Origin of the sequence: Curtobacterium sp. C1 (genome assembly GCF_021049325.1) — a bacterium.
In the GTDB taxonomy this organism is placed as follows: Bacteria; Actinomycetota; Actinomycetes; order Actinomycetales; family Microbacteriaceae; genus Curtobacterium; species Curtobacterium citreum.
Genome location: NZ_CP088076.1, coordinates 2,541,984 through 2,554,269, shown reverse-complemented (window position 1 = coordinate 2,554,269; position 12,286 = coordinate 2,541,984). Strand labels below are relative to the sequence as shown.

General features: G+C 71.9%; 13 protein-coding genes. 6 read left to right on the top strand and 7 right to left on the bottom strand.

All coding sequences use genetic code 11. The annotated features are described in order from the left end of the window. Window positions 1–31: 31 nt before the first annotated feature. Window positions 32–538: a hypothetical protein gene (locus tag LQK89_RS12275; RefSeq protein WP_174777829.1), complete on the top strand. Its 507-nt coding sequence runs from the start codon at window positions 32–34 to the stop codon at window positions 536–538. Between the two features lie 10 nt (window positions 539–548). Here LQK89_RS12275 and LQK89_RS12270 read toward each other — a convergent pair whose 3' ends face one another. Continuing rightward, entirely contained in the window at window positions 549–1,088 is a 540-nt protein-coding gene (locus tag LQK89_RS12270; RefSeq protein ID WP_231049247.1) for a hypothetical protein, read from the bottom strand. Between the two features lie 83 nt (window positions 1,089–1,171). Here LQK89_RS12270 and pnuC point away from each other — a divergent pair, with 83 nt between their 5' ends. Next, complete coding sequence (gene pnuC / locus LQK89_RS12265) at window positions 1,172–1,837, top strand: nicotinamide riboside transporter PnuC (protein ID WP_231049246.1); 666 nt, start codon at window positions 1,172–1,174, stop codon at window positions 1,835–1,837. A 111-nt stretch (window positions 1,838–1,948) separates the two neighbouring features. Further along, window positions 1,949–2,572, top strand: a complete 624-nt coding sequence (locus tag LQK89_RS12260) for a TetR family transcriptional regulator C-terminal domain-containing protein (protein ID WP_175325077.1) — start codon at window positions 1,949–1,951, stop codon at window positions 2,570–2,572. A gap of 84 nt (window positions 2,573–2,656) precedes the next feature. Here LQK89_RS12260 and LQK89_RS12255 read toward each other — a convergent pair whose 3' ends face one another. Continuing rightward, the gene (locus tag LQK89_RS12255) at window positions 2,657–3,889 is read right to left on the bottom strand and encodes an ABC transporter permease (protein WP_231049245.1); all 1,233 of its coding nucleotides are present in this window, start codon (window positions 3,887–3,889) and stop codon (window positions 2,657–2,659) included. Then, window positions 3,886–4,863: an ABC transporter ATP-binding protein gene (locus LQK89_RS12250; protein WP_231049244.1), complete on the bottom strand. Its 978-nt coding sequence runs from the start codon at window positions 4,861–4,863 to the stop codon at window positions 3,886–3,888. Before LQK89_RS12250 ends, LQK89_RS12255 begins: the two co-directional genes overlap by 4 nt. Before the next feature lie 118 nt (window positions 4,864–4,981). On the opposite strand from LQK89_RS12250, the gene LQK89_RS12245 reads away from it, so the two are divergent. Then, complete coding sequence (locus LQK89_RS12245; protein ID WP_174777838.1) at window positions 4,982–5,404, top strand: chemotaxis protein CheY; 423 nt, start codon at window positions 4,982–4,984, stop codon at window positions 5,402–5,404. After that, complete coding sequence (locus tag LQK89_RS12240) at window positions 5,401–5,712, top strand: winged helix-turn-helix domain-containing protein (protein ID WP_175325081.1); 312 nt, start codon at window positions 5,401–5,403, stop codon at window positions 5,710–5,712. The genes LQK89_RS12245 and LQK89_RS12240 overlap by 4 nt, the downstream gene beginning before the upstream one ends. 231 nt (window positions 5,713–5,943) lie before the next feature. Here the strand turns inward: LQK89_RS12240 and LQK89_RS12235 are convergent, their stop codons facing one another. The 4 genes from LQK89_RS12235 to LQK89_RS12220 all read right to left on the bottom strand — a co-directional run bounded on the left by LQK89_RS12235 (window position 5,944) and on the right by LQK89_RS12220 (window position 10,865). Further along, on the bottom strand, window positions 5,944–7,605 hold the full coding sequence (locus tag LQK89_RS12235) for a glycoside hydrolase family 13 protein (RefSeq protein WP_231049243.1): 1,662 nt from the start codon (window positions 7,603–7,605) through the stop codon (window positions 5,944–5,946). A gap of 83 nt (window positions 7,606–7,688) precedes the next feature. Next, a complete protein-coding gene (locus LQK89_RS12230) occupies window positions 7,689–8,606 on the bottom strand; it encodes a carbohydrate ABC transporter permease (protein WP_175325083.1) in 918 nt (305 codons plus the stop codon). After that, window positions 8,606–9,556 (bottom strand): carbohydrate ABC transporter permease, encoded by a 951-nt coding sequence (locus LQK89_RS12225; protein WP_231049242.1) that lies wholly within the window; start codon window positions 9,554–9,556, stop codon window positions 8,606–8,608. Before LQK89_RS12225 ends, LQK89_RS12230 begins: the two co-directional genes overlap by 1 nt. A 10-nt stretch (window positions 9,557–9,566) precedes the next feature. Continuing rightward, window positions 9,567–10,865 carry an ABC transporter substrate-binding protein gene (locus LQK89_RS12220; protein WP_231049241.1) on the bottom strand — a complete coding sequence of 433 codons (1,299 nt, stop codon included), beginning with the start codon at window positions 10,863–10,865 and terminating at the stop codon, window positions 9,567–9,569. A 134-nt stretch (window positions 10,866–10,999) separates the two neighbouring features. Here LQK89_RS12220 and LQK89_RS12215 point away from each other — a divergent pair, with 134 nt between their 5' ends. Further along, on the top strand, window positions 11,000–12,196 hold the full coding sequence (locus LQK89_RS12215) for an ROK family protein (protein ID WP_114849812.1): 1,197 nt from the start codon (window positions 11,000–11,002) through the stop codon (window positions 12,194–12,196). The last annotated feature ends 90 nt before the right edge of the window (window positions 12,197–12,286 follow it).

The following is a 12,286-nucleotide window of genomic DNA, read 5'->3' as shown; positions in this document are numbered from 1 at the left end:
TCCCGTCGCGCCGGTCCGACAGGATCGACTCATGGGGAACCCGAACACCGTCCGTCCGTTCGCCGCCGTGGTCGTCCTGCTCGTCGGGGGACTGCTGTCCGGCTGCAGCGTCGGCTCCACCGACAGCGCTGCGCCCGCGACGGAGACGATGGCGACGCCGAGCGCGGCGCAGACGCAGCAACCGAGTGACCCGATGCAGCAGGACCTGTCCGCGGCCCACGTCTGCGGGACCGTGAGCGCGCTGAGCACCGTCCTCCTGAACGCGGTCGCCGGGCAGCAGGTGGGCGAGGTCAGCGAGTCCGACCGGCTGGCCCTCGTCCGCTCGGCCCGGTTCGGGTACGAGCACCTGCAGTCGTCGGACACGCGCATGACCCGGGCGATCGACTCCGTCCAGCGGTACCTCGACGCGCACCCGGCGCCGGCAGCGGGCCCCGCGATCGAGGACGGCCCGGAGTGGGAGCTCCAGCAGAAGCTCCTCACCACCGCGTGCCGCGAGTCCGGCTCGAACGTCGTGGCGACGGCCCAGTACGGCGGCTGACCGGGCGTCGTCAGTCGGTCGCACCCCGCGGCGGATCGACCAGCAGCGACACCCGGTCGCGCAGGTACCCCTCGAGCGGCACCGTGCCGGCGGTGGGCGACCACCGGACGACCGGCTCGCCGTCGACGACCGCGAGCACACCGTCGGCGTCGAGCAGCGTGTCGTCGAGGGGGATGGGCACCGCACCGTGGTTCACGGTGTCGTTCTCGCGGAAGTGCCCCTTCGCCGCGGCGGCCCGGTAGGCGCGGCGCACCTCGGCGGACACCGACACGAACTGCGTCCGGCCGGGGTCGGTCACGCGGGTGATGCGCGCGGTGGCCCAGACCCGGCCCGTCGTCTCCGGCGAAGCACCGAGCAGCAGGGCCCCGACGCGCCAGACGCGGCCGAGCGGGCGCATCGTCGGGTCGCGGCGGATCCCGAGCACGGCGCGCGACTCGACGTACTCGGCGAGGGCCTCGTCCCGCACCCCGGCGTCCCGGAGCCGATCGGCCGCGGCGTCGAGCAGGTCGCGCGTGCGCCGCACCCCCTCCGTGCCGCCCTGGTCCACCACGTCCTCGAGCGTAGCCCGGCCCGGCGCCCGCGGAATGCACGCCTGGCCCCGACCGTTGCACCGTCCCGGAACGAGGAGGGCCCATGGGCATCGTGGGGTGGCTGTTCGACGCGCAGCTCGTCATCGGCGACCAGACCGTGCTCTGGCGCGAGGTGGTCGGCAACGTGTTCGGGCTCCTCAGCGCCCTCGGCGGGATGCGCCGCAGGGTCTGGGCGTGGCCGGTCGGCATCGTCGGGAACGCCCTGCTCTTCACCGTCTTCATGGGCGCCCTGTTCGACACCCCGAACCCCGTCAACCTGCTCGGGCAGGCCGGCCGCCAGGTGATGTTCATCGCCGTGAGCGTCTACGGCTGGTACCGCTGGAGGCACCGCGCGGACGACAGCGTCACCGTCGTCGAGCCCCGCTGGGCCTCGTGGCGGACACGCGGCCTGCTCGTCCTGGCGATGGTCGGCGGCACCGCGCTCCTGACCCCGGTGTTCCGCGCCCTCGGCTCGTACGAGCCGGTGTGGAGCGACGCGTGGATCTTCGTCGGCTCGCTCCTGGCAACCTACGGCATGGCGAAGGGTTGGGTCGAGTTCTGGCTGATCTGGGTCGCGGTGGACCTGGTCGGCGTGCCGTTGCTGTTCTCCGCCGGGTACTACGCCTCCGGCCTGATGTACGTCTTCTACGGCGTCTTCACGCTGACCGGCTTCTTCGTCTGGATGCGCCAGCGCGTCCGGCCGTCGGCAGCGCCGGTCACCGTCGGCTGAGGCACCACCGGGCCGCGGGCAGGACGGCCAGGCGGCCGGGATGACCGTGCAGCGCGGTACCCCCCGAACGAGGATGTGACAGGAACGAGCGGTCTCCTGTGGACTGTCCGGATGACGGACCCCGACGTGCACCTCGTCGACGAGGAGGCACTCGCCGAACGCATCGTGCGCGGCGCGATCCGCGCCTACCGGCTGTACGCCTTCGAGATGGTCGACGCGGTCGTGGTCGCGGACACCTGCGGGGTCCGGCCCGAGGACGTCGACCGCCTGTTCCCGTCGTGGGACGGCCTGCTGCTCGTGACCTACGACCGGTGGATCCAGCTCCGGGGGACCGGACGCTCGACCCCGGCGACGACGGTCGACCACGTCCGGACGACCCTGGCCGAGGACGTCGCCGACCCGGGTCTCGTCCGGCTGATGGCGGGCGTGCTGACGATCGCGGCCGCGGACGGGGACTTCGCGGAGCTGTTCCGCAAGCGCTTCGAGGAGTTCGTCGAGGAGCTCACCCGTGGCCTCGAGGCCGACGTGCGCGCGGGCACCGAGCGACTCGGGATCCCCGCGCACCAGGCGGCGACGCAGCTCCTGGCGGTCTACGAGGGGCTGCAGATCCAGATGCTCGTGCGGCCCTACCTGGACGTGCTGGTCGAGTACGACCGGTCGGTGCGCACCCTGCGGCTCGGGTGGCGGGAGCAGGAGACCGCGGCCTGGGACCTCGACGAGGTCGCGGTCCGGTAGACGGGCGCGACCGGCGACGGCCTGGAGGCACGTGGCGGGCCCGCCCCGCGCCTCCAGGCCGACGTCGACCCGGCCACGGGACGGTCAGCGACCGGTGCGCGGGGCGCGGCGACGCCGCCAGGCGGCGATCTGCCGCAGCGTGACCTTCGAGCCGTACTGGGCGACCGAGTGGCGGAACAGGTACTCGGCGAACCAGAGCAGGAGCGCCGCGGTGGCGAACACCTCGACGACGCACACCACGGACTCGGTGACGGTGAGCGTCCCGACGGCGTTCCGGACCATCGCGGTGATCGGGGTGAAGGTCGGGAAGTACGTGAAGAACGCCGCGATCGGGGACCCCGGGGTGGTCATCACGAAGAACGCCGCGTACAGCGGGATGATCAGCGCGAAGATCGCCGCGGACTGCAGCGTCGAGGCGTCCTTGATCGACGGGACGGCGGCGCCGACGGCCACGAACAGCCCGGACGCGAGCAGGACCCCGCCGACGAGCAGCAGCGCGCCGACGACCATCCGCCACGGGTCCACGGTCAGGCCGCCGAGCCGAGCGGCCACGAGCGGCAGCCCGACGAGCGCGACGGCGAGACCCGGCACGACGAACACCCCGACCTGCACGAAGCCGACGAGCAGCATCGCGACGACCTTGCCGCGGATCAGGTCACCCGCCGTGACCGTCGTCAGGATCATCTCGGAGATGCGGTTCTCCTTCTCCTCGACGACCACCGTGACCATCCGGGTGGCGAGCAGCACGACGATGCCGAAGAACGCCGCGACGTACAGGAAGGGCGGCACGATCGACAGCCAGCCGGGCGCGACGTGTCCGTCGGACCAGGTGCGGAGGTCGGTGTCGGGGGGTGAGCGCAGGATCGACACCGACTCCGGGTCGTCCACCGACGCGGCGACGCTCTGCTCGAGGACCCGCTCGGCCAGGGTCGAGTAGCCGCCGTTCTCGAAGAGCCCGCGGTCAGCGGCCTCGATGCGGATCGGGGTGCTCGACGGGGTCCTGGGGTAGACGACGAACAGGTCGAGTCGCCCCGCACGGACAGCCGCCTGGTCGGCCTCGGGGTCGGTGGACGGTGAGCCGCCCCACTTCGCCGCGACCGAGCGGTCGACGAGCCCGGAGTGGTCGACGTAGTGGAACGGGGTCTTCGCGGCCGAGGAGCTCGAGCTGACCGAGTCCGCACCGGCGGCCTGGCCGACCCCGACGAGCAGCGACACGACGACCACGACCAGGGGGAGTGCGAGCGTGCCGATCCAGAACGCGGGCTTCTTGACGGCGCGGACGAACTCGAACCGGACGACCGTCCCGAGGCGGCTCACGCGGCTGCTCCTCTTGTGCCGGTGCCGGTGCTGGTCTTCTCGTGATCGCTCGCGGCGGCCACGTCGTCGTGTCCGGCGTCGTGGCCGTAGACCTGCACGAAGATCTCGTCGAGGGGGATCCGCCGCATCGTGAACCCGGTCACGTGCACCCCGGCGGACACGAGCGCGGCGAGGACGTCCGACCCGTCCGGCACGGCGGCGTCGGTCAGGGCGAGGTACGCCACGTGCCCCTCGTGCCGGACCACCCGGTACAGCGGCGACTCCGGCACGGTCCCGTCGAGCGTCACGTGCGCGACCGCACCGCCGAAGGCGTCCTGCACCTCGGGGATGCTGCCGTACGCGGCGGCGCACCCGTCCTTGAGCAGGAGGATCCGGTCGCACAACCGCTCGACCTCGTCCATGTGGTGCGTCACGAGCACGACCGTGGCGCCGTCGGCCTTCCGCTCGGCGACCAGGTCGAGGAGCAGCCGGCGGTTGACCGGGTCGAGGCCCTTCGTCGGCTCGTCGAGGATGAGCAGGCGCGGGCGGTCCATGATCGTGATGCCGAGCTGCACCTTCTGCTGCTGGCCACCGCTGAGCTTGTCCACGCGGAGCTTCGCGCGGTCCGCGAGCCTGACGCGCTCCAGGTAGGCGGTGCTCCACGCGGTCGCCTCGGGACGGCGCAGGCCCCGGAGCATGCCGAAGTACGTCATCACGTCGATGACGGACTCCTTGCGGTAGAGCCCGCGCTCCTCGGGCAGGTAGCCGATGCCGCCGGTCGCCGGACGGTAGGGGACGCCGTCGACCGTCAGGGTGCCGGCGGTCGGGGTCGTGATGCCGAGCAGGGCCCGGATCGTGGTGGTCTTGCCCGAGCCGTTGCTGCCGAGCAGACCGAACGTCTCGCCGGGTGCCACGTCGAAGGACAGGCCGTCGACCACGTCCCGGTCGCCGAAGCGCATCACGAAGTCCCGCACGCTGATGTCCGCCCCGCTCATGGTGCTGACCCTACCGGCGGCGGGGCGGGGGTCACCGGGTACCGGCACTTGCCACATCGGAAAGTAGTTGCCATGATGGGAACACTTCCCGGGGTGGGGAGGGACCAGAGGGGGAACCATGACCGATCCGCAACCGTCCGAGGCTCGCGCGCTCCTCGCGCACGCCGACCGTCTCGCCCGTCGCACGCACGACGCCGTCCGGTGGCCGTACGTCGCCTTCATCGTCGCCCTCGGCGCGACGACGTCCCTCGGGACCTTCGCGATGGGGATGTCGGCGGGCCGTGCCTTCGCGGCGGCGTACGTCGGCACGATCGTCGTCGTGCTCGCGCTCGTCCTGTGGTTCAGCGCCGCGATCCGTGGTCGTGCCGCCTTCGCCCGCGGCCGGCGGTGGATCACCTACGTCGCCGCGTGGGGGCTGAGCTACTGCGCCGCGATCGCCGTCGTGGGCTGGGCGCACGGCTCGGTGCTGTGGTCGGCGGTCACGTCCGGTCTCGTCCTCGTCGTGTCGCTCGCCTGCGCCGCGTGGGAGTCCCGCGGATGAGCAGCTCGCACCCGCGACACCGACTCGACGACCTGCTGCAGAACCCGGTGCGGTTCTCGGTCGTCGCAGCGCTCGACCGGGCCGGGACGCTCTCGTTCCGCGAGGTCCGGGACGCGCTCGAGGTCACCGACTCCGCGCTGAGCAAGCAGGCCAGCGCGCTCGAGGCGGCCGGGTACGTCACGGTGGGCAAGGCGCACGTCGGCAGGACCCCGCGGACGTCGCTGTCCCTGACGCGGGCGGGTCGTCTCGCGTGGCAGGCGCACCTCGCCGCGCTCCGGGAGATCGCGGGGTCGGTGGGCTCGTCCTGAGCGATCTGTCCCATCACTGGTGACGTGGGAGGCGGATCCGCGCATGGCGGGTCGGAAGGGGCGACCTCCCATGCGCGGATCGCCATCCTGCGCGCGGATCGACACCACACGCGCGGATCGGCACGGCACGCCGGGTGCGGGACGCGAACCCGGGACGGACGGGAGGCACGGTGCCTGCCCGCACCGTGCCTCCCGTCCGCCTGCTGGTCCCGTCAGGAACGCGCGGTCCCGTCAGGAACGCAACCAGGCGGTCCCCACACCCGACAGGGCGCCGTCTGCCACCGGCGCGGAGGCGAGCAGGAGCTCGCCGGTGGGGAGTGCGAACGGCTCGTCGCCGAACACCGTCACGCTCGTCCACCCGTTCGGGCGACGGAACGCGAGTACGTCGTCGCGGCCGGTCTCGATCCACTCGAGGTGCTCCTCGGATCGGAGCTGGCCGCGCAGGCCGAGGGCCTTCCGGTACAGGTTGAGCGTCGAGTCCGGGTCGGCGTCCTCGGCCTCGACCGAGAAGTCGGCGAACCAGGCCGGCTGCGGCAGGTGCGAACCGCCCGTGCCGAAGCCGAAGGACGGCCCCGAGCGGGTCCACGGGATCGGCACGCGGCAGCCGTCGCGGCCGACGTCGACGCCCGGGTTCCGGAAGAACGCCGGGTCCTGTCGTTCGGCGTCGGGGATGTCGCCGACCTCGTGCAGGCCGAGCTCCTCGCCCTGGTACAGGTACGCCGAGCCGGGCAGCGCGAGCTCCAGGAGCGTCGCCGCCTGCGCGCGTCGGAGCCCGAGGGCGCGGTCGAGGTCCTCCTGCGCGCCGCCGGCGAGGAGCCACGCGGCGCCCTGCTTCTCCTCGGCGCCGTCGCGGGCGGGGAGCGCGTACCGGGTGGCGTGCCGGACGACGTCGTGGTTCGAGAACACCCACGTCGTCGACGAGCCGGACTGCTCGGCGAGCCCGAGGTTGAACTCGATGATCGTCCGGAACTGCTGCGCGTCGAAGTCGGCCTCGAGCAGGTCGAAGTTGAAGGCCTGCCCGAGCCCGTCGGCGGAGGCGTACCGGGCGCGGCGGTCGGCGGCGACCCAGGCCTCGGCGACCGCGGTGCGGGCGGGGGTGTACTCGTCGAAGACCCGGCGCCACTCGGCGTAGATCTCGTGCACGTCGTCGCGGTCCCAGAGGATGTGCGCGCCGTCCTTCGGGCTCGCGAGCACCTCGGCCCACGTGGGCAGCTCGCCGGCCGGCAGGTCCTTCGCGAGACCGTGGGCGACGTCGATGCGGAAGCCGTCGACCCCGCGGTCGGACCAGAAGCGCAGGGTGTGCAGGAAGTCGTCGCGGACCTCGCGGTTCGCCCAGTTCAGGTCGGGCTGCTCCTTCGCGAAGTTGTGCAGGTACCACTGGCCGTCGCCCACCGCGGTCCACGCCGGGCCGCCGAAGATCGACACCCAGTCGGCCGGCGGCTCCTGCCCGTCCGGGCCGGTGCCGTCGCGGAAGACGTAGCGGTCCCGCTCCGGGCTGCCCTTCGGTGCCGCGAGGGCCTCGCGGAACCAGGCGTGCCGGTCGCTCGTGTGGTTCGGCACGATGTCCACGATCACGCGGATGCCGGCGCCGTGCAGCGCCGCGACCATGTCGTCGAAGTCGGCGAGCGTGCCGAGCCGCGGGTCGACGTCGCGGTAGTCGTCGACGTCGTAGCCGCCGTCGGCGAGGGCGGACGGGTAGAACGGGCTGAGCCAGACCGCTTCGATGCCGAGCGAGGCCAGGTACGGCACGCGGCTCGTCACACCGGGCAGGTCGCCGGTGCCGTCGCCGTCCGCGTCGGCGAACGAGCGCGGGTAGACCTGGTAGACGCTCGCCTGACGCCACCACGTCTCGTCGGTGGTGGTCGCAGCGGGCTGGGCGAGGGTGTCGGTCACGTCGGGCCTTCCGTCGTACGTGGGAGTGGGAGTGGGAGTGGGAGTGGGGGTGGGGGTCGTGGTCGTGGCGGTCTTCGGCTCGGTCACTTGATGGCGCCCTGCGTCACCCCGGCCATCACCCACCGCTGGGTGACGAGGTAGACGATGATCGCCGGGGCCATCGCCATCAGGTACGAGGCGAAGGACACGTTGTAGTTGTTGCTGAACTGGGTCTGGAACATCTGCTGCAGCACCGGCAGGGTCTGCAGCGCCGGGTCGGAGGTGATCAGCGACGGCATCACGAAGTCGTTCCAGGACGCGAGGAACGCGAAGATGCCGACGGTGGCGCTCATCGGTGCGAGGAGCGGGAACACCAGTCGCCAGAACACCTGTCCCGTGCTCGCACCGTCGATGCGTGCACTCTCCTCCAGTTCGGCCGGGATCGACCGCAGGAACGCGGTGAACAGCAGCACGCTGAAGGACAGTTGGAACATGACGTGCAGGATCGCGACGCCGAGCGGGTTGTCCAGGTGCGCCAGGCCGGTGAGCTTCACCTGCGAGAGTGCGAGGACCGGGAACGGCAGGAACATCGCGGCGAGCAGGTAGAAGAACGACCAGCGGAACAGCCGGCGCTCCCAGTTCCGGGCGATGGCGTACGCGGTGAACGACGCGAGCAGGATCGTCCCGGCGACGGTGATCGCGGCGATGAGCACCGAGACGCCGAACGCCCGCGGGAAGTCGGTGAGCTCCCACGCCTGGACGAACCCGTCGACGCTGAACGGCGCCGGCAGCGAGAACGCGTCGCCGTCGACGGCCTGGCTCGTGGTCTTGAACGCCATCGTCACCGTGACGTACAGCGGGACGAGGACGGAGAGCGCGCACAGCACGAGGACGATCGTCACCGGCCAGTTGGCGCGGTCGCCACGGCCGCCGCCGCGTCGTCCGGCGGTGCGGTCGGCGTCCACGGAGCGGATCGACCCGGTCGCGGTGGTGCCCGGTCGGAGGGGTGCCTGCATGGTCATCAGAGCGCTGCCTTCCCGCGGGTCGCCCGCAGCTGGATCACGGCGATCACGACCGCGATGACGAAGAAGATCGTCGCGTTCGCCATCTGGTAGGCGTAGTCGCCACTGCTGAAGCCCTTGAAGATCGACATCGCGACGCTGGTCGTCGCGGTACCGGGGCCGCCGTCGGTCAGGCCGACGATGATGTCGTACGAGTTGAGGAAGTTCTTGAACCCGATCACCAGGTTGATCAGGATGTAGCCCGCCGTCAGCGGGGCCGTGATCGACACGAGCTGCCGCCAGGAGCTCGCGCCGTCCAGGGCGGCGGCCTCGTACACCTCGCCGGGGATCGACAGGACCCCGGCGATGTAGATGAGGAGCGTCGACGGGATCGCCTGCCACGCGGTGACGACCACGATCGCGACCCACGCCAGGTCCGGGTTCGCGAGGATGCTCTGCTCGAGCGGCGCGAAGCCCAGTGCGGTGGCGAGCGCCGGCAGCGAGTTCGCGAACAGGAACGAGAACACGTAGGCGATGACGATGCCCGAGATCACCATCGGCAGGACGAACACCGCCCGGAGCGCGATCTTCCCGCGCACCTTCGACGTCAGCGCGATGGCGAGCAGGAACGCGATCGCGTTCACGACGAGGACGGTGGCGAGCGAGAACCCGATCGTGAACAGGTACGCCTGCAGGATCGCCGGGTCGGAGAACACGGCGACGTAGTTGGTGAGCCCGGTGAACCGGAACTCGCCGAACCCGACGGAGTCCGTGAAGCTCAGCACGATGCCCATCACCGCCGGCAGCGTGATGGCGAGCGTGAAGAGCACCAGTGTCGGGACGAGGAAGACGAGGAAGAGCGGTTCGACGCGCTTCCGGCGTCCGCGGCTGCCGGCCTGGAGGCGCGGTGCGGCTCCGCCCCGTCGGCGGCGGTCCGCCGTCGTGATCGCTTCGGTGGTCGTGGTGGCCAAGGTCGTCTCCTTACGCGGCCGTGCGGAGCGCGAGCCGCGCCCAGTCGCCGTCGAGGGTGCGGAGTTGCGGAGCGGGGGCACCGCCGAAGGCGATGGACTGCAGGTAGTTCGCCACCGGGATCTCGGCGGGTATGAGCTGCGAGGCGCCGAGGGAGAAGGCGGCGCGGTCGTACGAGTCCTGCATGCCACGGAGAGCGGGGTTCGACACCGGTGGGGAGTCCTTGCGGACGCCGAAGCCGTTGTTGTCGGCGTTGTACCGGTCGCTGACCGCCGGGCTCATCAGGAACGACAGGAACTCGCGCGCGGCCTCTTGCTTGCGCGACGCCTCCGGGATCCAGAGCCCCAGGTCGACGTTCACGCGCACCTTGTTGTCCGCGGCGTCGTCGGTCGCGGGGAACGGGAAGGTGCCGAGCGCGACGTCCTTGTTCGACTTCGCGATCTCGCCGAGCGCCCACGGTCCCTGCAGGTACATCGCGGCCTTCCCCTGCGCGAACGCCAGGTTCCCGTCACCGTACCCGCGGCTCGCGGCGCCCTTCTGGTGCCACTGGAGCAGGTCCACCATGCGGTCCACGGGCGCCGCGAAGTCCTTCTCGAACGAGACACGGGAGCCCTTGCCGACCCGGGTTCCCTCGCGGTCGAGCGCGGCGAAGGTCTGCTGCAGGTCGAGCATGCCGCCGACCGAGTAGTCGAACATGCCCTGGGCGATCGTCCAGTTGTCCTTGTACGTGCCGTACATCGGGGTGATGCCGGCGCGGACGAGCCGCTCGCACACGTCGCGGAACGCCGACCACGTGGTCGGCACCTCGAGCCCCTGGTCGGCGAAGATCCGCTTGTTGTAGATCACGGACGCCGCCGTCACCGAGTAGGGCAGCACGCTGGTGCGGCCCGGGTAGTCGGCCGTCTGCTGCATGAGCGGCCACAGGTCCGGGTTGATCGTGTCCTTCTCGGGCAGGTCCGACAGGTCCGTCAGGGCGCCGTGCTCGACGAACGAGACCATCGCGTAGTTGTAGTTCAGGCACCCGAGGTCCGGCGGCCGGTTCCGGACGAAGTTCGCGGACATGTTCGACGTCGAGTCGCGGACCACGCGGATCTTCGACTGGCTGTCGTGGAACTTCGCGATGACGTCGTCGAAGTAGCCGATGACCTCGGGCTTCGACACGTAGAAGGTGATCGTCTCGGGTCGGCTGCTCGAACCGCCGAGCCGGGCGCACCCGGCGAGTGCCAGGCCCGCGCCGATGCCGCCGGCCCCGAGGAGGAACCCGCGGCGGCTGAGTGCGGCGGTGTCCCTGGTGGTGGCGTGTGGTCGCACGTCGTCTCCGTCCGTCCGGACCCGGCGTCCCTGCCGTCCCGGTCAGCGAACCGGCGTCGGTGCCGGCTCGCGACACTTAATCTACTCAGAAAATCTAATCGCGCAAGCAATGTTCCCCGCGGTAGGGTCAGCGCATGTCCCGACGCCGTGAGCCCGCTCGTGCGACCAGCGCCGAGACGGTCCTGGCGTCCGCGTTCGACGCCGCCGCGTTCACCGCGACCGAAGCCATCGACGCCACCGGCCTGACCCGCTCGACCGTCCTCGCCGCGTGCGCCGAGCTCGTCCGGCTCGGGTGGCTCCGCGACCTCGACGACGCCCGGGCTGCGGGGGAGGAGTACCGGAAGGGCCGACCCGCCCGCCGCTACGAACTCGACGCGGGAGCCGGGGTGGTCGTCGGGGTCGACGCCGGGCAGCACCGCGTCACGGCGCTCGTCGCAGACCTGCGCGGGACGGTGCTCGCACGGGCCGAGGGCGCACTCGGCGACGCCGGTCTCGAGGTCCCGGTGCGCCTCGGCGTCACGGCCGACACCGTGTCCAGGGCGCTCGCCGACGCCGGGGTCGACCCGACGCGCGTGCTCGTGACCGTCATCGGCATCCCCGCGCCCGTCGACGCCTCGGGTGCGTCGCCGGACGACGGCGGGTTCTGGAACCGGATGAACCCGGGCTTCGCCGACGTCGTGCCGCACGGTGTCGTGGTCGTCGAGAACGACGCGAACGCGGCGGCCCTCGCCGAACGGCCGTCCTCCGGGGACGCCTCGTTCGCGGCGCTGCTGTCCGGTGAGCGCTTCGGCGCCGGGCTCGTCGTCGACGGGGTCCTGCTGCGCGGGGCGCGCGGTGGTGCCGGCGAGCTCCGGGTGCTCGACCTGGTCGACGGTGTGGCGTCCTCCGACGGCATCGGTCGCACCGCACGCACGCTCGTCCGGCAGGCGCGGGCGGCGGGCCGTGTCGGCGCGTCCTCGCTCCTCGGCGGCGACGAGGAGCCCGACGCCGCGGCCGTCCTGACCGCCGCCGCACTCGGCGACGCGGTCGCGGTCGGGATCGTCGACGCGCTGGGGGATCGTCTGGCGCGGGTCTGCGTGCTGCTCGCGAGCCTGCTCGACATCGACCGCGTGGTCGTCGCCGGGGCGATCGCGGACGCGGTCGAGCCGGTGATCGACCGGGCACGGGCGCACCTCGCGGCGTGGGAGTACGACCCGACGCCGGAGGTCGTGGCCTCCCGGCTGGGTGGCGACGTCGTCGTGCTCGGGGCGCTGGCGCTGGCGCTCGACACCGTCCGCGCCGACCCGATGGCGTTCCCGCTGCCGGCCGCGCAGCCGGTCCCCGCAGCCTGACCGCCGCGCCGCCCGAGCACCCGTTGACACCGCGCCCGCGCAGTGCCACGCTGCTTGCGTGTTGACGTTGCCATGAGCGTGCCAGGGGGC

Bases quoted from the DNA above. Each gene is read 5' to 3' on its own strand.
- LQK89_RS12215 (WP_114849812.1), top strand. From the start codon at position 11,000: ATGTCCCGACGCCGTGAGCCCGCTCGTGCGACCAGCGCCGAGACGGTC.
- LQK89_RS12240 (WP_175325081.1), top strand. From the start codon at position 5,401: ATGAGCAGCTCGCACCCGCGACACCGACTCGACGACCTGCTGCAGAAC.
- pnuC (WP_231049246.1), top strand. From the start codon at position 1,172: ATGGGCATCGTGGGGTGGCTGTTCGACGCGCAGCTCGTCATCGGCGAC.
- LQK89_RS12275 (WP_174777829.1), top strand. From the start codon at position 32: ATGGGGAACCCGAACACCGTCCGTCCGTTCGCCGCCGTGGTCGTCCTG.
- LQK89_RS12250 (WP_231049244.1), bottom strand. From the start codon at position 4,863: ATGAGCGGGGCGGACATCAGCGTGCGGGACTTCGTGATGCGCTTCGGC.
- LQK89_RS12260 (WP_175325077.1), top strand. From the start codon at position 1,949: ATGACGGACCCCGACGTGCACCTCGTCGACGAGGAGGCACTCGCCGAA.
- LQK89_RS12245 (WP_174777838.1), top strand. From the start codon at position 4,982: ATGACCGATCCGCAACCGTCCGAGGCTCGCGCGCTCCTCGCGCACGCC.
- LQK89_RS12230 (WP_175325083.1), bottom strand. From the start codon at position 8,606: ATGACCATGCAGGCACCCCTCCGACCGGGCACCACCGCGACCGGGTCG.